General features: G+C 48.1%; 16 protein-coding genes. 9 read left to right on the forward strand and 7 right to left on the reverse strand.

What is annotated here, in order from left to right:
• Positions 1 to 12 precede the first annotated feature (12 nt).
• The gene (locus tag BFJ94_RS04215; RefSeq protein ID WP_120461494.1) at positions 13 to 2,091 is read right to left on the reverse strand and encodes an ABC transporter ATP-binding protein; all 2,079 of its coding nucleotides are present in this window, start codon (positions 2,089 to 2,091) and stop codon (positions 13 to 15) included.
• Positions 2,092 to 2,106: 15 nt separating this feature from the next.
• Positions 2,107 to 3,852: an ABC transporter ATP-binding protein gene (locus BFJ94_RS04220; protein ID WP_120461496.1), complete on the reverse strand. Its 1,746-nt coding sequence runs from the start codon at positions 3,850 to 3,852 to the stop codon at positions 2,107 to 2,109.
• 498 nt (positions 3,853 to 4,350) lie between these two features.
• Between BFJ94_RS04220 and BFJ94_RS04225 the strand changes: the two genes are divergently transcribed.
• Entirely contained in the window at positions 4,351 to 4,653 is a 303-nt protein-coding gene (locus tag BFJ94_RS04225) for a HesB/YadR/YfhF family protein (RefSeq protein WP_120461498.1), read from the forward strand.
• 108 nt (positions 4,654 to 4,761) lie between these two features.
• On the opposite strand, the gene BFJ94_RS04230 is transcribed toward BFJ94_RS04225, so the two are convergent.
• The gene (locus BFJ94_RS04230) at positions 4,762 to 5,280 is read right to left on the reverse strand and encodes an ADP-heptose synthase (RefSeq protein WP_120461500.1); all 519 of its coding nucleotides are present in this window, start codon (positions 5,278 to 5,280) and stop codon (positions 4,762 to 4,764) included.
• A gap of 140 nt (positions 5,281 to 5,420) precedes the next feature.
• Between BFJ94_RS04230 and BFJ94_RS04235 the strand changes: the two genes are divergently transcribed.
• Both BFJ94_RS04235 and BFJ94_RS04240 read left to right on the forward strand, forming a co-directional pair.
• A complete protein-coding gene (locus BFJ94_RS04235) occupies positions 5,421 to 6,359 on the forward strand; it encodes a phosphotransferase family protein (protein ID WP_162944157.1) in 939 nt (312 codons plus the stop codon).
• Positions 6,360 to 7,091: 732 nt separating this feature from the next.
• Positions 7,092 to 8,840 (forward strand): ABC transporter ATP-binding protein, encoded by a 1,749-nt coding sequence (locus BFJ94_RS04240; protein ID WP_120465082.1) that lies wholly within the window; start codon positions 7,092 to 7,094, stop codon positions 8,838 to 8,840.
• A 74-nt stretch (positions 8,841 to 8,914) separates the two neighbouring features.
• Here the strand turns inward: BFJ94_RS04240 and BFJ94_RS04245 are convergent, their stop codons facing one another.
• Both BFJ94_RS04245 and BFJ94_RS04250 read right to left on the reverse strand, forming a co-directional pair.
• The gene (locus BFJ94_RS04245) at positions 8,915 to 9,367 is read right to left on the reverse strand and encodes a DUF441 domain-containing protein (RefSeq protein ID WP_188831508.1); all 453 of its coding nucleotides are present in this window, start codon (positions 9,365 to 9,367) and stop codon (positions 8,915 to 8,917) included.
• A 46-nt stretch (positions 9,368 to 9,413) separates the two neighbouring features.
• Entirely contained in the window at positions 9,414 to 10,400 is a 987-nt protein-coding gene (locus tag BFJ94_RS04250; protein WP_120461504.1) for a YpdA family putative bacillithiol disulfide reductase, read from the reverse strand.
• A 245-nt stretch (positions 10,401 to 10,645) separates the two neighbouring features.
• Between BFJ94_RS04250 and BFJ94_RS04255 the strand changes: the two genes are divergently transcribed.
• Entirely contained in the window at positions 10,646 to 11,122 is a 477-nt protein-coding gene (locus tag BFJ94_RS04255) for a DUF3939 domain-containing protein (protein ID WP_120461506.1), read from the forward strand.
• A gap of 370 nt (positions 11,123 to 11,492) precedes the next feature.
• Complete coding sequence (locus BFJ94_RS04260; protein ID WP_120461508.1) at positions 11,493 to 12,191, forward strand: HAD family hydrolase; 699 nt, start codon at positions 11,493 to 11,495, stop codon at positions 12,189 to 12,191.
• A 72-nt stretch (positions 12,192 to 12,263) separates the two neighbouring features.
• Here the strand turns inward: BFJ94_RS04260 and BFJ94_RS04265 are convergent, their stop codons facing one another.
• Positions 12,264 to 12,503: a hypothetical protein gene (locus BFJ94_RS04265; protein ID WP_120461510.1), complete on the reverse strand. Its 240-nt coding sequence runs from the start codon at positions 12,501 to 12,503 to the stop codon at positions 12,264 to 12,266.
• Positions 12,504 to 12,779: 276 nt separating this feature from the next.
• Here BFJ94_RS04265 and BFJ94_RS04270 point away from each other — a divergent pair, with 276 nt between their 5' ends.
• Entirely contained in the window at positions 12,780 to 13,622 is an 843-nt protein-coding gene (locus BFJ94_RS04270) for a hypothetical protein (RefSeq protein ID WP_120461513.1), read from the forward strand.
• A 140-nt stretch (positions 13,623 to 13,762) separates the two neighbouring features.
• On the opposite strand, the gene BFJ94_RS04275 is transcribed toward BFJ94_RS04270, so the two are convergent.
• A complete protein-coding gene (locus BFJ94_RS04275; protein ID WP_120461515.1) occupies positions 13,763 to 15,997 on the reverse strand; it encodes a helix-turn-helix domain-containing protein in 2,235 nt (744 codons plus the stop codon).
• Between the two features lie 344 nt (positions 15,998 to 16,341).
• Here BFJ94_RS04275 and BFJ94_RS04280 point away from each other — a divergent pair, with 344 nt between their 5' ends.
• The 3 genes from BFJ94_RS04280 to BFJ94_RS04290 are packed head-to-tail and all read left to right on the forward strand — an operon-like array spanning position 16,342 to position 19,747.
• Positions 16,342 to 17,196, forward strand: coding sequence for an ABC transporter permease (locus BFJ94_RS04280; RefSeq protein WP_229717173.1), 855 nt, complete (start codon positions 16,342 to 16,344; stop codon positions 17,194 to 17,196).
• 24 nt (positions 17,197 to 17,220) lie between these two features.
• The gene (locus BFJ94_RS04285) at positions 17,221 to 18,105 is read left to right on the forward strand and encodes a carbohydrate ABC transporter permease (RefSeq protein WP_120461519.1); all 885 of its coding nucleotides are present in this window, start codon (positions 17,221 to 17,223) and stop codon (positions 18,103 to 18,105) included.
• A gap of 49 nt (positions 18,106 to 18,154) precedes the next feature.
• Positions 18,155 to 19,747, forward strand: coding sequence for an extracellular solute-binding protein (locus BFJ94_RS04290; protein WP_120461521.1), 1,593 nt, complete (start codon positions 18,155 to 18,157; stop codon positions 19,745 to 19,747).
• The last annotated feature ends 10 nt before the right edge of the window (positions 19,748 to 19,757 follow it).

Below are 19,757 nucleotides of genomic sequence, written 5' to 3' on the forward strand. Positions count from 1 at the left end.
TGCGCTCTCTGCTTATGCAGGCGAAGGCGTCGATGAGGCAGCGCTGGCAGGAATAGCTGACGCTGGTGTCTTCGCGTCGGAGGTTCCGTGCTGCAGCTGGTACATCTGATAGTAACGTCCGCCTCTGGCCAGCAGCTCATCATGCGAGCCGTGTTCAACGATTTCACCGCGATGCAGCACCAGGATCTGATCGGCGCTGCGAATGGTCGACAGGCGATGCGCGATGATAAAGGTGGTACGTCCGCGCTTGAGCACTTCCAGCGCGGATTGAATGAGCGCTTCGGTCTCGGTATCGATGTTGGCCGTCGCCTCATCGAGAATCAGGATCGCCGGATCGTAGGCGAGCGCCCGCGCGAACGAGATCAATTGCCGCTCGCCAGCGGACAAGGTGCTGCCCCTCTCTACGACAGGCTCATCCAGCCCTTTCGGGAGATGGGCGAGGATGCGCGTTGCCCCGACATCCTCCAGCGCCTTCTCGATCCGCTCGCGGGAGATGCGCTCATCGCCCAGGCTGACATTGGAGGCGATCGTACCAGTGAACAGGTACGGGTCCTGCAGCACGATACCCATATGCTGGCGTATCCATTGCTTCGGCAGATCCTTGATCGGTTGTCCGTCGATCGTGATCACGCCTTTCTGCGGATCATAGAAGCGGAACAGCAGATTGATGATCGAGCTCTTGCCAGAGCCGGTATGGCCAACGAGAGCGATCGTCTGTCCTTGCTTGGCCTCGAAGGAAATATGCTTCAGCACGTATTCTTGCTTGTAAGCGAAGGATACATCCTTAAATTCCACATTCCCCTTATAGCGCGGCATAGATCCGTCGGTGACCGCTTCGCCGGGTTCATCCATAAGCGTGAATACTCTGCCTGCAGATACCATAGAGGAATCGAGCGCTGCCAGCTGGTTGACCATGCCGGTAATCGGCTGGAACAGCCGACCGAGAACGTCCACGAAAGCGTAGAGGACGCCGAGCGAGATAATACCGACTCCACTCAGCTGCTCCGAGCCGAAGAACCACAGCACCACGGCGAAGGCCAAACTACGGATGACATTCACCAGGTTATGGGAAGTTAATGCGTTGAGATTGAGCATTTTATTCTGATGCTTCATATAATCATCGTTCAGATCCTCGAATTCCTTCCTCGTCTGCTCTTCACGGCGGAAGATCCGGATGATCGACATGCCCTGGATCGACTCATTAATGATCGCGTTGATCTCACTCAGTCGAGAACGGATGATCGTATTATATTTAGTCGCAAATTTCCGGTACAGCACCACCCAGGCCCAGATGATCGGCACCACGAACAGACAGACTAGCCCGAGGCGGAAATCAAGCAGGAACAGGGCGACATAGACGCCGAGCATATTGATGATTCCGGAGAAAAAATTGGACAGTACAGCGATGAATAAGTCCTTGACCGCTTCGGTATCATTCGTCACTCTGGATACTACTTTACCGGCCGGGAGATTATCGAAGAAATGCACTGGCAGGGGCTGAATATGGGCGTATACATCCATGCGGAGTTTCTGGATAACCTTGTTCGCTGAGGACTGTAGCCAGTAGGTTTTACCGAACTCCATGATGATGGAGATGACCAGAAATACAAGGTATAAGCCGAACAGCTTCATAATTCCCGGAATTTCCGGTTTGTAAAAGGAAAACAGCTCGGAAGAGCTTAACTTCTTACCAGGATACTGTGTGATCTGGCCATTCTGGTCCAGAGTGAGAATCCCGTCTTGGAAGCTGCGAGTCCCGGATATATCGGCAACGGGTTGTTCGATCAAGATGAAGGAGGTGCCTGCCTGCAGCAGGCGAACCTCGTCACCTTTGGCCTCGCCTTCCGCGAAGCGATCCCCGCGTTTGAAATACCGTCCATTGAAGTCTACGGTCTCAGAGCCGCCGGGGCTCTTGGTTTCGAAGAAAGGCTGTTCGATCGCCAGCATATGATCATCGATCATCGCCCGGGCGATGAACGGACCGGCTAGCTGGGCAGCAACGCCGATCGCCAGCATGATGAGTGCTAGAATAAACGTATTTTTTGCGGTTAAAGCATATTTGAAAAGTGATTTAGCAACATTGTTATGCAAATCTTTGGATACCTCCTAGTCATCCAGGCTTGATTCTACCTGCTGACGTTCATATTGTTCAAGGTACCAGCCGCCAGCTTGCAGCAGCGTCTCATGCGTACCTTGCTCAACGATGCGTCCTTTCTCCAGTACGATGATCCAATCGGCATGTTCAATCGCTGACAGACGGTGAGTGGAGATGAGCGTCGTCTTGCCGGAGCGCTTGCTCCGTATGTTATGGATGATGCGCGCCTCAGTGCGGGCGTCTACTGCTGATAAAGCATCGTCCAGAATGAGAATTTCCGGTTCGGCGATGAAGGCCCTGGCCAAGGACACGCGCTGCTTCTGACCGCCGGAGAGGGCGACGCCCTTCTCGCCGACGAGTGTATCCAGCCCATCGGATAAGGTCTCTAAATCCTGATCGAAGGCAGCTGTCCGAATGGCCTCCATAATCTGTTCATCGGAGGCACCTGGCAGACCATACTGGATATTCTGCCGTACCGTCTTGGAGAACAGGATCTGCTCCTGTGGGACATAGCCGATCCAGCTATGCAGCTGGTTCAGGGCGATATTCTGAAGTGGAGTCCCCGAGATGGTGATCTCTCCGTCACCAAGCGGGTACTCATGCAGAATCTGCTTCAGCAGCGTCGATTTGCCGCTGCCTGTTCTGCCGACGATCCCCAGCGTCTGGCCGCGGCGAATCGTGAGTTCAATCTGCTGCAGATTATTCACCGTCGATGTCGGATAACGGAAGGTTACATTTTTAAATTGTATACTCTCCGGCGACTCTACATGCACTGGATTAGCAACATCCTGTACGTCGGGTTTGACTCTCAACGTCTCATTTACCCGGTCCAGCGAGGCGCTGCCGCGCTGCATGACATTGATCAGTTCGCCGATGGCGAACATCGGCCAGATCATCATGCCAAGGTACATATTGAAGGAGACGAGATCGCCCAGCGTCAACTGGTTCTGAAACACAAGATAGATTCCATAGGTAAGGCTGATGGCATAGCTAAGTCCGATGAACAACCGAATCGTCGGCTCAAAATAAGCATCAACCTTGGCTACGGCCAGATTTTTCTTATAGACATCATTCGTAATCTCTTCGAATCTTTTCTCGTCATTCCGTTCCTGAACATAGGCACGGATGACGCGGACCCCGGCGACAGATTCCAGTACCTGGTCATTCATATCGCCGAATGCATCCTGAGCCAGAGTATAGCGCTCATGGATAATGCGGCCGTATATTTTCATCGCCAGGGCGATGAAGGGAAGCGGAAGAATAGCTGCAAATGTCAGCTTCCAGCTGATCAGCGTCCCCATTGCGACGAAGACGACGGTCAAATAAGCCGTAGAGTCGGTCAAGGTCAGCATGCCGAAGCCAGCGGTCTGCGCCACTGAACGCAGGTCATTGGTGGCCCGCGCCATCAGGTCGCCGGTCCGGTTGCGTTCGAAGAACGGCGGCGTCATACGCAGCAGATGGTCCATGAAGCGGGAGCGCAGCAGGCGCTCGACCAGATTGGAGCCACCGAATAATTTATGCATCCATACGTAGGTCATTAAGTAGATGACGACTAGAATGCCAAGAATCAGCAATATATATTGAGTCAATGAATTCCACGATATCGTACCGGTAACGATTTCATCAATAGCGTGGCCAAGCAAGCGCGGTGGGGCGAGTTCAATAATCCCCAGCACAATCAGGAAGCTTACCCCGATCAGATAGCGCTTTTTCTCCAGACGGAAGAACCAGCCCAGATTTTTAAGTACAGAGAACATTCAGGTTCCCTCCTTAATCTTCAATTCTCGTAGTTTACACACATTGAAACCTCTGCAGTTCAAGGGGAAATCCATGCAAAAAGGCATACCGTCGTTAGACGATATGCCTCATAGATTCCGCACATATATCGCTAGCGTTGCTTAATGAACAAAGCAACCGCCGCGGTATATTCGAATTTGATAAATATCCGTATATCCGTTGTTGAAGACACTGGACCAGTTAATCGATTCGAGTCTGCAGGGCTACTTCGGTATTCAATTGATGATGTTCCGTATTTAGAAATACGGGAGTCGCAAAAATCATTAGCACCGAGATTCACCCTTTCTGATTTGGTAATAAATGCTACTGTAAATCATTTACTCTGACGATTTTATCATTGTAGTTACAAAAATGCAATTACTTTTTTGTTTGTGCGAAATATAGGGGGTGGAGCCGTTTTTTGTTTGGCTTTCTTTGCATATTCATCTACAATAAACTTGATAGGAGGGAAAAAAGATATGATAAATATTACGAATGAAGCCGCAGATTGGTTTAAACAGGAACTTGACTTGCAGGAGGGGCAAGCGATTCGATTTTTCCCCCGTTATAGTTCAGGCGGAGGGGTACACCCAGGCTTCTCCTTGGGGATTGAAGTTAACGCTCCAACGGACGCAGGATTATTGACCGAGGCCGGGGGAATTCGCTTCTACATGGAAGAGCGGGATTTATGGTATTTGGAAGGGTATCATTTCAATGTAACGTATAACGCCAATGCTGGCGATATCGAGTATGAATATGAGGCGATCACTCCCGAGCAATAAAGTTGCTGCTGCTGATAAGTTCCAGGCTGATGTAGTTACCAGAAATAAGAAAGGCCCGCTACGGCGGGCCTTGTTTAGCTGGATGAAGCTAGTGGCTGAACTCTCTTCTTATAGATGTTTGTTAGAAAATATATCTTCCTCCATCGCATACTCGAAATCTCCGATATCAAACACCTGTACCGGAATCTCTGCTTCTATGATACGGCGGATTAATTCTAGCTGATCAGACAGGATCGGTGCCTGTTCCCGTTCGGCGGTCAGGATGATCTCGGTTTCGATCGGATCGAGGAATTCGCCATAGCGTTCGTTATCGACGGCATTAACGATAGTCCAGGCAATATTGTCGTTGAACAGGATGAATGGGCTTTTGGACCAGGGAATGCTCAGAGCACGCTCGATTTTTTTGCGATTAAGGGGCATTTCAAGGTAAGCGATAAGCTCATTAATTTTATGTTTGACATGCATATCGTCAACAGGATCATGCATTAAGGCTTCGGGACTGTTCTGAAATTCATAGAGCTCCATAACGGTACTATAGGGTACGATAAACTCTACAGGTGCGGATGGTACTAATAATTCACCGTAAATCGCCACCATCACGGCTTCAATGACAAATCTACGTGACATGATTCTCCTCCTAGTGCGGCACTCTTGCCTTCGTATGCTGCAAGCATGAAGACAATATCTTGATAATAATTAGGAGTATAACACTATTGCCCAGGCAAATACAGTCTTCCCCTAAAAAACACATGAGCGGAGGGATAGAGTTGGTTTTGAATGAAAACGGAAGTGGACAGCCTCTGTCACAGGCAACGCTGGACTGGCTGAAGCGGCAAGCAGGAACAGGTTCCAGAATCAAGCGGGTAATTCCTCTGAAGGGGGGAGTATCTTCGGCGGTATATCTGATCCAGGGAGCGAGGAACGGAGAATTATGCGAGTATGTGCTAAGGCAATTTACCGATCGAGAATGGCTCGATCAGGAGCCGGATCTGGCCGAGCATGAGGCTGCGGCCCTATCAAACGCTTATCATGCCGGACTTCCTGCGCCAAAATGGATTGCGGCGGATTATACCGGCGAGGTGTGCGGCCACCCTTCCGTGTTGATGACGCGTTTGAGTGGCGAGGTGATCCTGAAGCCGCGGGAAATGAGCATTTGGCTAGAGGGGCTAGCCGGTGTGTTGGCGGAACTGCATCATGCCGATACGGCTGCAATGAAATGGAATTATTTTGCATATAACGATATAGTGGGCTTGGAGGTGCCGGACTGGACGGAGTCACCTCAGGCCTGGAAAAAAATCATAGAGCGTGTCCAGGAGGGGCCACCTACTTACACACCACGCTTGATCCACCGTGACTATCATCCGGCCAATTTGCTATGGGAGAACGGGAAGGTAAGTGGCATTGTAGATTGGGTGAATTCCTGCTATGGCCCAGCTGGCGTGGATACAGGGCATTGCCGGGTGAACCTAGTGCAGCTTTATGGTGTTGAGGTGGCCGATGCTTTTCTCGCGGCTTATTTGCGGACTCCGGGAAGTGCGGTAGAGGTTGAGGATGGCTATTGGGATATGCTCAGCTTGACCGATTTCCTATGTGGACCGCCAGAGGTGTATCAGGGCTGGATTGACCTCGGCTTTACCGGGTTGACCCCGCAGATCATCAAGGAACGGATCGATGCCTACGCAGTGAGTCTGGTTGCGAGATTGTAGCAGGGCTAGCGCCGGGAGGTAGGTTAGTTAGTTTTAGTGTGCCTAGGTACCTAAGTATCTAAGTGCCTAAGTCTGTGTAGCACGGCAGTCCAAAAGCCTGCAAAAATGCAGGATTTATCACCCAAAACTAACTTTTATTAGGGAATTCCTGCAAATATGCAGGCTTTTCCACCTTTTTCTCTGGAATCGAGCCAAAGTGGAGAAAATTCCTGCATTATCGCAGGAATTTACGATTTCAGGGCGGAAGTGGGAGAAATTCCTGCATTTTTGCAGGAATTTTCTATCACGGATGGTGCGTATTGAGTATGGGCGGTGTGCGGATCGGGATAAGTTGATAAATTTACTATACAGAGTCGAGCGACGGCCGAACGTAGGGCAGATTAGTTGGGATGCGCGGGAATTCGTACGTACAAAATTCTAACGAAACGTGGTAACGCTATTTACGCCAAAATAGGCCTCAGAAAATTCTAACGAAACTGAGGATCGCTATTCCGCCCAAATAGCCGCTTAAAGCCTCGATTTCACTCAAATAAGGATATGGTGTTTCGTTAGATTCACAACACCCCTGTTTTGGGGTAAATAGCGCTCTGCAGTTTCATTAGGGTACCGACCCGTCCGATTTACGCAGGTTCGTCTCATAGATTAGCCTTAACATTTAAACCCTGACGTTCAAGCCCTAACGTTGCAGCAAAGTTACACTATTAGAAAGACCAGATGAGGGATGTGCAAAATTTGAAGTATTGGAAGGCCTATTATAAGTTTGTAAAGCCGTATACGAAATGGATTATACTGACGCTCGTGATCGGGATGCTGAAATTCGGGATACCGGCGCTGCTGCCGCTCGTGCAGAAGTATGTGGTGGATGATATTCTGATGAACGGTGCGATCGATATCGAGCAGAAGGTATCGCAGCTGATGATCGTGTTAGTGATTACATTCGTGCTGTTCGTCATCGTTCGCGGTCCGGTGGAGTATATGCGGCAGTATTTTGCCCAGTTCATTACAGCCAAAATACTATTCGATCTCAGAAATAAACTGTACAGTCATATGCAGCGCCTGTCGCTCAAATATTATCAGAATACGAAGGTCGGGGAGATCATCTCCCGCTTCATTAACGATACAGAACAGACGAGGAATATCGTCGAAATCGGGATGATGAATGTCTGGCTCGATACCTTCACACTGGTGTTCGTGCTCGGCTTCATGTTCTATTTGAGCCCGCTGCTTACGATTGTATCGATCTCTATTTTTCCGTTATATGCGATTGCGGTTAAAGTGTTGTACAAGCGTCTGAAGAAGCTGACGAAGGAGCGTTCGGCGGCTCTGGCCGGGATTCAGGCCTATCTTCATGAGCGGCTGCAAGGGATCTCGGTGATTCGTAGCTTCGCCCTGGAGAAGCATGAGCGCAAGCAATTCGAGGGGATTAACGGGAAGTATCTAAGCAAAGCGATGGCTCATAGTCGCTGGAATGCCTGGACTTTTGCCGTGATCAATACGCTGACCGATATCGCTCCTCTACTCGTGATCGGATACGGGGGATACCAGGTTATTCAGGGTCGTTTGACCCTGGGTACCTTCATTGCCTTTTTCGGCTATTTGGATCGTCTGTATGCTCCGTTGAAGCGGTTGATTAATTCCTCAACGATTCTCACCCAGGCCTCGGCATCCTGGGAGCGTGTACTGGAGCTGCTGGACGAGCCTTATGATATGGTGGATGATGAACATGCCCTGGAATTGCCGGCAGGGAGCCATTCGGTAGCATTCCGCAATGTGTGGTTTAAATATCATGATCAGGGGAACTGGGTGCTACGCAATATTTCGTTGCAAGTAAACCCAGGACAGACCGTCGCCTTCGTCGGCATGAGCGGGGGAGGCAAGTCATCATTAGTCGGTCTGATCCCGCGCTTCTATGATATTCAGAAGGGTTCGGTGATCGTCGGAGGCAGAGACGTGCGACAGTGGACGATGGAGAGCCTGAGGAGCAAGGTGGGGATGGTGCTGCAGGATAACTTCCTGTTCAGCGGCACGGTAAGAGACAATATCATGCTAGGAAATCCACAGGCCGATGAGGAAGCTGTTGTGGCTGCGGCGGAGGCGGCTAATGCGCATGAGTTCATTATGAATCTACCCCAGGGCTATGACACAGAGGTGGGGGAACGTGGGGTTAAGCTGTCAGGCGGTCAGAAGCAGCGGATTGCGATAGCCCGCGTATTCCTCAAAGACCCGCCGATCCTTATTCTGGACGAAGCCACTTCGGCGCTCGATCTGGAGTCTGAGCATCTGATTCAGCAGGCGCTGCAGCAATTGTCCCGGAGCAGAACGACCCTGATCGTAGCGCATCGCTTATCGACCATAACCCATGCTGATCAGATTATCGTGATGAAGAACGGTACGGTCGCCGAGCGCGGCACCCATGAAGAGCTTATGGACAAGGATGGCGTCTACTCGCAATTGTACAATATCCAGAATTTGAACTCTTAAAGGAATGGTCGGGAGAGGTGTAAGCAAAGAACCGGCCCCTGCGTCAACACTAACGCAGGGGCCGGTTCACTAAATTACATCTTGCCGATCATGAGCGAGAGGATTCCGGCCGCGATGAGCGGGCCGACAGGCACGCCGCGGAAGAAGGCGACACCGAGCACGGTGCCGATCAACAGACCGGCGACAATGGTCGGCTGGTTCCCCATCAAGGCAGCACCGCGCCCGCCAAGCCAGGCTACGAGCATGCCGACGCCGATTGCCAGGATCGACTTCCAATTGAAGAAGGAGGACCAGAGCGTTTGCAGCGAGATTTTGCCGCTGGCCACCGGGGTCATGACGCCGATGGTCAGGACGATGATCCCTATTGTCAGACCATATTTCTCCAGCCACGGGAACATAAACTGCATATGCAGTACCCGAAGCAGCAGTAATACGATCATGGCGACCGTTATGGGCATATTGTTGCTGAAGATGCCGAGCGCTGCCATCAATAGCAGTAGCAGTGAAGTGAAATCAATCTGATTCATAGCAAGCTCTCCTTAATAAAATTACATGTTCCACAAACCGTTGACGCTATTCTCGGCCAAGGGCGGATATAATATGTTCAGCAATGATCCGTCCATGTCCGCGTCCGGTCTCGATGAACACCTCATTGGCATTCCGTCCTGAAGCGATAACCCCGGCGACATAGAGTCCGGGCACATTGCTCTGCATCGTCTCGGGATCAAATCGCGGTTTCTCCATCTCGTCAGTCAACTCGACTCCGGCTTCATGAAGCAGATTGCGATCAGGGCGGAAGCCGGTCAGAGCAAGCACGAAATCATTAGGAATATGGACATGATTACCGTCCGCCAACCGCACCACGACTTCGTCCGATTTGATCTCGGTCACCTGTGAGGACAGCATCAGGCTGATTTTTCCTTTATTGACCAGGCTCTCGAACAGCGGCTTCACCCATGGCTTAATCGAAGTGGACAGCTCATCCCCGCGATAGACCATCGTAAGCTCTGCCCCGACGCGGGACAGTTCCATAGCTGCATCGACCGCAGAATTGCTGCCGCCTATAATAGTAACTTTCATGCCGGTATAAGGATGGGCCTCCTGGAAATAATGGGTCACTTTATCCATCTCTTCTCCCGGAATACCCAGTAGATTCGGATGATCAAAATATCCAGTAGCGATAATGACATAGCGAGCCGGGTACTCCCATGTCTGCCCGCTTCGGCTGAGGGAATGGACGATGAACGTTCCGTCCGGCTGACGCTGAATCTTCGTGGCCTCCTCATAAGAAGCGATCGGTACAGCATATTGATCACTGACTCTGCGATAGTAGGCAAGGGCCTCGTGCCGGAATGGCTTCTCATTCGGGGTCGTGAAGGGGACCTCACCGATCTCCAGCAGCTCAGGCGTACTGAAAAACTGCATATGCGTCGGATAAGAATAGATCGAATGGACAAGGCAGTGCTTCTCCAGAACTAGCGTATGTAATCCGCGGCGCTGGCATTCAATCGCGGCAGAAAGGCCGCACGGACCAGCCCCGATAATGATGACATCCTGCATGGAATACCTCCTATTAACAATACAAAATTTAAGGTGAACGATTAATTTATAGACCATATCCATCCTACAGCAAAAATTATTTAATATCCAGATGCGCAAAAATGAATACGTTTTCGAGAAAATATTTGACAAATATGTGAATCTTATTATATAATGCGCTCAAATTTATAAAATAAGGATACACTAGAAGTGTAAACGCTTTCCTGATTCAAGATTTATCATAAAGCGTAAGGGAGGAAAGGACCATGCCTCTATTTTGGAGAAGGAAAAAGAGCCGCAAGCCCCTCCTTGCCGAACCAAAGCCTGCCATCCATGTTACGCTGGAGCAGGTCAAGAAAGCCGTATTACAATATGAAGCAGATATGCCAAAGGGAATTATGCGGACATCGCTTCTGCTGCCGGATGGTAGCCTTGAATTATCACGTTTATCAAGATATTTAGGCGGAGAGAGCGACCAGAAATTCTATCTATCGAGGGAAACCTACGAGATATTCGAAGAAGAAGACCGCGAGATCCCTTACTATCTGGATTTGGTTCAGGTTGCTGTGGATGATTATGTAGAGGAGCGGGGCAAACTTCCAGTCATGGGTAACTCGCAACACAATCAAGTCGATGTGCGCCTGCTGAAGGATCAGCATTATTTAAAGGAATTACCGCCTTTTCCATTGTACATTACCGATCAGGAGATGCTGCTGACCCATCGGCGCAAAGAAATGATGTAATATTTTAGAAGTGAGCGTAAGCCTGCCCAAGTAGGCTTGCGCTTTTTTAATAGTTTAAGTGCCAATATGCAACTATATAGAGGATTTATCCTTCAGCCAGGAATATAAGTGCTATTATACATTTATTTAGACGCATCCCCCTCAAATAGGCGATTTAACCAGTGGATAGTTGTATTTACACAGTTATTTTCTGGAATTATGATCCTTTTACAAGAAATAAGTGTATTTTAGCAGCTATCAGCTACTGATATCATTCAAATACAGCAATATGGAAGATATAGGTGAGTAGGGTTGACAGCCTTATTAGAATAGTAGTTAGGAGCAGAAGTGAACCAAGACAAAGACATAAAGGTTCGTATAGGGGGAAATAATGAGGATTAAGGCTATACTATTTGATTTGGATAATACATTAATGGATAGGGATTGGACATTTCAGCAATTTGCACGGCAGCTTATCGATGAATGCCTGATTGACATGAGCGGGGAGGAGCAGGCACGACTGCTCGCTTATATGATTAAGAGTGATGCGGACGGCTATCGGTCGAAGCAGGGATATTTCCTGGAGCTGATCGAAAAGCTGCCGTGGATCGAGAAGCCGAGCCTGGAGGAGCTTACTAGCTACTATGGGCTGAACTATATGACCCATGCCAGAGCGATGGCGTATGCACTCGATACACTGCTACAATGCAGAGCAAGCGGTCTTAAGCTCGGTATCATTACGAATGGCGCCAGCAGTCATCAGCATAACAAGATCGACTCACTCCAGCTGCGCCCTTATGTCGATACGATTGTTGTATCCGGGGATATCGGCATCCATAAGCCCGATCCAAGGATCTATCATTTAGCATTAGAAAAGCTAGGGACATCCGCTGAAGAGACAGTGATCGTCGGAGATCATCCGCGCAATGATATATGGGGGGCCGCGCAACTTGGCATTAGAGGGGTATGGCTGCAGCGAGCTCACGCCTGGGATCAGACACTGACAGGCGGGAAGCCTTGGCATACGATTCAGCAGCTAAATGAGCTGATTCCGTTGCTCCGTATTGAAATCGCATCCTGTCAGAAATAACGAAAAGACCCGTAAGCCTTACAGCTGCTTAACGGGTCTTTCTATTTCTAGTAAGGATCATCATGTCTGGTTTTAGTAGAGTGACAGGGCCAAGGTATCGAATTCGCTCTTGCTGTGCAGGATAGCTTCGGAACCTTCGATTTCAATACTGATTAACGAATTCAAGCATTTCTTCAAGGCATTCTTGCCATTACGCAATTTGTTATCGAGAGCGCTAGTCAGCAGCTTGAGCGTGCGTTGAATAGGTTGTTTCGTCTCAGCATTAAAATATACAGGAACTTGAACGTTTTGGAAGTTAATTAGGATTCTCATTACTAAATCACCTCTATACAGTGGTTTCATATTACTTATTTTAGGTTAGAATGCTTAAAAAAAGATTAAGATATCATTATATTTCAATTAATGTTCTGTGACGCTTATAAGACAAACATACCTATATTTGCTTCTATAATACTAGAAAAAAATACTAGGCACAACATATTCAAGCAAGTTGCGTAAAATAAGTTGAATAGATCATACTTACATGGTAGATTGCTATATGGTAAATTTTTAATAGACATGTTGTAATGTTTCTAAGGAGGTGTGAGGATGACAACAATGGACTCGGAGGGACCGGGTGAAATAATACTAAGTGCTAAGGAATTATACTATGTGGTCAGCTTGCTGGGAGAGAAAAGCTTGCCGAATGGAGATATGGAAGCGTTCATTCTCAAATCCAGCGGTTCGGATGTGGATGCTAGGATCTGGCAGGAAGGAAGAGAACAGCTCATCTCCAGAGGATGTATCTTGCCTGGACCGGACGGAGAGTTCCACATTTCGGTCTCTTTGCTGTCGGTAATCAGCCATATGTTGTTGGCGAACAAAGCCTATATGCTGCAATATACGGTGGATGGTCGGGAGTATGAGGAACTGCAATATATTAGCGAGACCAGGATCATAAGGATGGAGTGTCTGGGCAAGGAGGAAGGACAATATCGGGTAACCGATTTGAACATAGATGAAGGCGAGCGTATATATTCCTTCGAGGGTACAGAGCAGAAGTTGAAAAATCCGGGGGAGCTTCCGGCGCTGCTGCTATCCAGAAGCCAGTTTGCTGAGATCGTGTCCCAGGCCCAGCAATTGGAGATTGAGGAATTGATGCTGCAGCTGTCGAATACGACGGATGATCAGGAATCGGTGATTGCTCTGGCGAGATGTATCAAATCTAATACGTCCAGCGGATCGCTCCGTTTCTATTCCTGGGATGAACATGACTGGGAAGTTCAAAGTGTTAAATTTATTAATAATTATCACATGAATTGGCTGCTGCGCACGAGCGTGAAAGAGGATGAAGACTGGATGATCGCGACGCCAACTTCCATGGAGAATATTCAGGAGATGATAAGAGACTGGTGCGGCCTGACAAGCCATGATATCCAGGAGCAAGTATAGGACATGATCAGATTCTAAGGGGGAAAATGATGATGGGGTAATACCATTTATGGACATCATGCCATAATTTATGCTAGTAGAGCAAATAAGCCATCACCCCAGGTGATGGTTTATTTGTCGATCCTGTAAGCTTAACGGATTCAGATATAGTTCTGACTTTGACTGGCATGTCTGCGATATTCACTTGGAGTCACTCCGGTGAATTTCTTGAACATGCGATTGAAGGAGCTAAGCGAGTAATACCCTGTTTTGTTAGCGATTTCATGAATGGCCAGCTCGCTGCTCCGAAGTTGTTCCTTCGCCTTCTCGATGCGAACCTCATTTAATTTGTCGATAAAATTAATCCCGGTCTTCTCTTTGAAGTGGGTTGATAAATAGCGACCGGTAATATTCAGCTTCTCCGCCACTCCGTCAAGGGTAATATCCTCCGCGAAATGCTCCTCAATGTAAGTAATGACAAATCCGACAATCGAGCCTTGCTCGATCTTCTGCGATTTCGTAGCCATGGTCGCCTCTTGAATAATTCCTTCTAAATATTGAGTCAGCTGCTCTACCGTATGGATTTGTTCGACAGGCATCGGAGGCACGGTACTTCCCTTCGTATCATGAAGAATCCGGTTCACCTTACTTCTGATTTCTTCCCCCATATTATAGAAGAGATAGGTCCCCGCCTGGTTTTTCTCCATTTGCTGGAGGATTCGGCTTACCGCTTGGACGACGAGCTCATAGTTCCCATTCTTCAGATGAAAATTAATTTCTTCTATTAAAGAGGTAGCAGGGATGAATCCGTCAAGCGTCTTCCGCTGCTCGTCCAGAATCTGAGGTTGATCATGGAATGGACGGTATTTCAGTAGATCCAATACTTGATCATAAGCCTTGGTCATGTCTGCGGATTCCTCGTAACGGGAGCTTACAGCAATGGTCAGGAAGCAATATTCCTTATCTTCGCCAAGTACATTCAGAATTTGAGTCAGACTATCCAGCAGATCAGGATGATTTGCTTCTTCATAGACGATCGATAGAATTTGATTATTCTCGATCTGGAAGGTATATGTGTTCGTGGCGGCATTCCGCATCGTCAAGTTGATGTACTCACGAATATAATACGCCGTCTTGTCTTCTTTCCCGATGGAGGCCTCGAAGAACTGAGCTGTATAGTTCAACTGAAATAGAATGAAGCGATACGGGCGCTGTTCACTATTGAACTCTAAAGATTCGCTGGAATTGCCGCGGATGTTCTTGAGCCGATTGACATAGTCGTAGTAGCGCAATAACGCCTTTTTTTCCTCTAAATCCTGATACTCTTGATTCGCCTTGACCATGGAATGAATGCTATTACGAATCAGCTCGAATTCATTGACGTGCTTTGTCCCTGGGCTCGTATTCAACTGGCGGATCGAGGCGACAATCTCTTTGACCGGATTATTGAACCGCATGCTGAAGAAGATGGACGAGACGATGCTGATGATTAGGGCAATGATGAACAGAACCGTCAGAGTTACATTGAAGCTGGCCCGTGAGGAAATCTGCTCATCCGGCACAATATTGATATAGGTATAGCCCGTGTTCCCTCCAGTACGGTAGAAGTAATAGTTATGCCCGTCCTTAATCCAGCTCTCTCCAGGCTGAACGCTGGGCAGCGTGATGCCCTCCGCATTGATGTTCGTAAGCAAAGGCCCCCCCTGAGGATCAAGGATATAGAAATTATTATTAATCGACTGGTGAAAATTCTCGAATAATTCATCGGTCCGAATTAGAACGAGAATGGCAAAGTCAGGATAAACCTTGCTCTTCACCATATAAGGCAGCGCATGAACGGAATCCGATAAGGCTGAGTATGTAGATTGTTGCTTAAATGAAGCGGCGGGATACATCTTCAGATAGGAGGTGCTGGCAAACTCCTGCTTCCAGAAGTCAGCGGTATACTCTGGATTTCGGAAATATTCATTAAATACCTGCTCCGGGCTTCCTCCTCTTGTCTTGTCAAATACAGTATTAAATCTCATGTCGTATACGAGGATGTTATTTATGTACAAATGCTGATTCGTGATCAGGCGCTGCAGGTCGGTGATCAGCCCCGAGGCCTGAGCGTAATTCAAATTCTGCGATTGCGTGTTGTTGATGTAATCATTGCTAAGGTAGAAGTTGACCATGACACTGTCCAGAAGCTGGAAATACTGTTCAAAGTTACGGGTCGTATTCGCCATATTCGTCTCATTATAGGTGATGATTTCGTCATGGATATTCTTCTGAAAAAAATAATAAGAGAACATGCTGAACGAGGAAAACAGAACGATAATGATACAGAAACTGGATAGAAGCTTCACGAGAACAGGTCGAGACTTAAGCTTAAGCCGTAGTAATTGTCGCATCATGAGGACCCCTTTATAACGTGATGTAATTTAGCAAATGAGCGAATTTACCGAACCTGTGCAATTATTCGGATTATTCTGCAATTACGCTCAGAACGCAGAAATAAGCCGATATACGAGCCCGGTTTTATCGGTTAATTTTAATAATATAAGATCACGGCTTGAAATCAACTTGAAAATTGAAATGATCCAGGAATCACAAAATGAGAGGCACCAGAGAGAGGAGAACAGCCATGTTGAAAACGGAGAATACTTTGACGCCAGGTGAACTCGGATTACCGAAGCCGGGTCGATACAGAAAGACAGCTTTTAAAAGAATCTGGAAAGAGCGATATTTATTTTTATTGATGCTTCCGGGGTTGATCTATTTCATTGTGTACCGCTATGTACCGATGCTCGGGAATATTATCGCTTTTCAGGATTTCAACGTATTTAAAGGTTTCCTACATAGTGATTGGGTAGGGTTTAAGCATTTCCAGAAGATATTCGAGGATCCAGAGGTTCTGCAAGTGCTGTGGAACACGATTCTATTATCCTTCTTACAAATTGTATTCGCTTTCCCGATCTCGATCATCCTTGCGCTCATGTTAAATGAGGTGCGCAATGAAGGCTTCAAGCGCGTCGTTCAGTCTATCGTCTACCTGCCGCACTTCCTGTCCTGGGTTGTCGTCGTCGGTCTGGTGACCGTATTACTGAAATCAGACGGGATCGTGAACCAATTTCTGCAACAGGCGTTCGGGATGGAATCCATTCCATTCATGCAGTCTCCAGGCTGGTTCATGCCGCTGATTGTACTTGAGGTCATCTGGAAGGAATCCGGCTGGGGGACGATCATCTTCCTGGCGGCTCTCTCCGGTGTTAACCCGGACCTGTATGAGGCAGCCGTCGTCGATGGTGCTAACCGCTGGCGACAGATCTGGCATATCACGCTCCCGGCGATCCGCAGCACGATTGTTATCCTGCTGATCCTTCGTCTTGGCAGTGTGCTTGATGTAGGCTTCGAACAAATCTTCCTGATGTTGAATCCGTTTAACAAAGAGGTCGGTGAAGTGTTGGATACCTTCGTCTACTTCAAAGGTGTGCAGCAATCTGACTTTAGCTTCGCCACGGCGGTAGGATTATTCAAGTCGCTTGTCGGTCTGATCCTCGTTGTCGGGGCGAATAGATTGGCCAAAAGATTCGGCGAGCAAGGCATCTATTAATTCACACAGCAGGAGGGGAAGAGGATGTATAAATATATGAGTCGGGGAGAGAAGCTAGGCAGCCTAATCAACATGATATTACTGATCATTATAGCGCTCCTCATGTTGTTTCCTTTTTATTACATGATTATCATTTCATTTACTTCTTTTAGCGAATTCGTGCAAAGTGATATTATATTGTGGCCGAAAAAATGGGTCCTGGATTCCTATGAGTTCATTCTCGGTTCGAAGTCGTTCATAAGATCGATTGGAGTTACGGTATTTATTACGGTGGTCAGTACGATATTCAGTCTGATCCTCACCGCGATGATGGCGTATGCATTATCCCGTGACATCTATGGTCAACGCTTCTGGATGTTTATGGTGCTGTTCACTTTCATCTTCGGAGCAGGCATTATTCCAACATACCTGGTCATCAAAGAGACACATTTGCTGGATACTTATTGGGCGCTCATCATCCCGACAGCGATTAATTCTTATAATTTGATCGTCTTCCGGGAATTTATGATGTCGATTCCGAAAGAACTGACCGAGGCAGCGCTGATCGATGGCGGCAATGATCTGAATATTTTTACACGGATTATCCTACCGCTCTCCAAGCCGGCACTGGCCGCCTTCGGACTATTCTATGCAGTCAGCGGCTGGAACACCTATTTCAATGCGCTATTATATATCAATGATCCGAGTAAATGGACCGTACAGGTTGTTCTGCGGCAAATTGTCATTCTGGACCAGGCTACGACGGCGCTGTCTGAGGGCCGTTTGAACGGTCTGACACAGAATCCTCCGCCACCGGAGACCATCGGAATGGCAGCGATTCTGATCGCAACGATCCCGATCCTGATCGTCTACCCGTTCCTGCAAAAGCATTTCGCGAAAGGGGTGATGCTGGGTTCTGTAAAAGGCTAGAAGCTATCGATGGACTGGAACAAATTTACGAGGAGGGTTCATATTTATCATGGGAAAATACATCAAAGTGTTACTCAGTCTTACCCTTGTGCTAACGATGGTTGCTTGCGGCTCTAACAACTCCGGATCTAACGGGAACGCAGCGGGGAATAATTCGCAGCAGGGCGCCAATAATGCAGCGGATGGCGGCAAGAAATATACCGTGACCTGGATGTCCGGCACCTGGAAGGACCCGGTTCCACCGGTGACAGGCGATGGGGTTACCGCTATCAACGAGAAGTTCAATATCGATTTCAAGCCGCAAATGCTTCCTTGGGACGTGTATACGGAGAAGCTGGCCGTGAAGATTGCTTCTGGCGATATTCCAGATGTGATCAGTATAGAAGATGCGGACTCGAACTTCGTGAAATGGGCCAAGCAGGGCGCATTCCTGCCCCTCGATGAATTTATCGGCGACTACGAGACCTTCAAGCCGGTAGATGATTTTATATGGGACGCTATGAAGGTGGAAGGGAAGATTTACGCTATTCCGACCTTCTTCGAAACCAAGGGCGGTAAGAAGCCGATGATCCGCAAAGACTGGCTGGACAAGCTGGGACTGCAAATGCCAACCAGCTATGAGGAGTTGAAGGAAGTAGCCGTCGCATTTGCCAAGCAGGACCCGGATGGGGATGGAATGAATAATACGACGGGGCTCGGATTGTCCAAGGAAATCTTCTATGACCCTTCCTTCAGCGCTTATTATGACGCGGAAACCTGGTATCATAAGAATGATAGTGGACAATATATCCCAGGTTATATATCCCAGGGGAATAAGGATAAAATTCAATTTCTGGCTGATTTGTACAAGGAAGGAGGCTTGAATAAAGACTGGCCGATCATTACGTATAATGATGTATTCAAAGGTTTCAATGCCGGTAAAGTCGGAATTTGGTACCAGCAGCCGGGAGGAGTAGGGATCGACCTGGAGATCCTGAAGGAGCTTGAGCCTAATGCCGAGGTAGTGCCGATTCCCGCATTCAAGGCGCCGGACGGTTCCCAGGGCTTCACACATGGATCTGGCTTCTACGGGATGTATCTGCTAAACGCGAAATTGAAGGGTGAGCCTGAGAAAGTGAAGAGAATCCTGGAAATGATCGATTATTCCAGACAATATGTGCCGCTTGAGGAAAGGAACCCGCAGAATGAGTATTTCGACTGGATCAAGGGACATGAAGGTAAAGGCTATAACATGGTAGACGGAGTTGTTGTTGACGATCCGCAGAACTTCGCGCTGGTCGCTCCGGCAGCTTATATTCCAGACGTAGCCTGGACAAGCAATGAGCAGACGCTGAAGGATTATATCGCCTTGGCTAAGCCTGCCTATAAAGAACAGGATCAGGCGTTCTATGACATGCTCTCGGCAGCTGAATTCTATGTTAATCCGATCCACCGGGTGCATCCGCCGAAATTCATGGAGAAGAAGACGGAGCTGTTCAAATACATCACGGATGAGACAACGAAGATGATCGTCGGCCAAAGACCGATCTCCGAATGGGAGGCTATGGTGCAGGAATATATGGATAAGGGTGGCAAGGAAGTCATCGACGAGGTGAATCAGGAGCTGCAAGCAGGCAATATCCAGGGAGAATGGTCTAAATAATCTAAATTTA

It is taken from the genome of Paenibacillus aceti, from assembly GCF_003614185.1.
In the GTDB taxonomy this organism is placed as follows: Bacteria; Bacillota; Bacilli; order Paenibacillales; family Paenibacillaceae; genus Fontibacillus; species Fontibacillus aceti.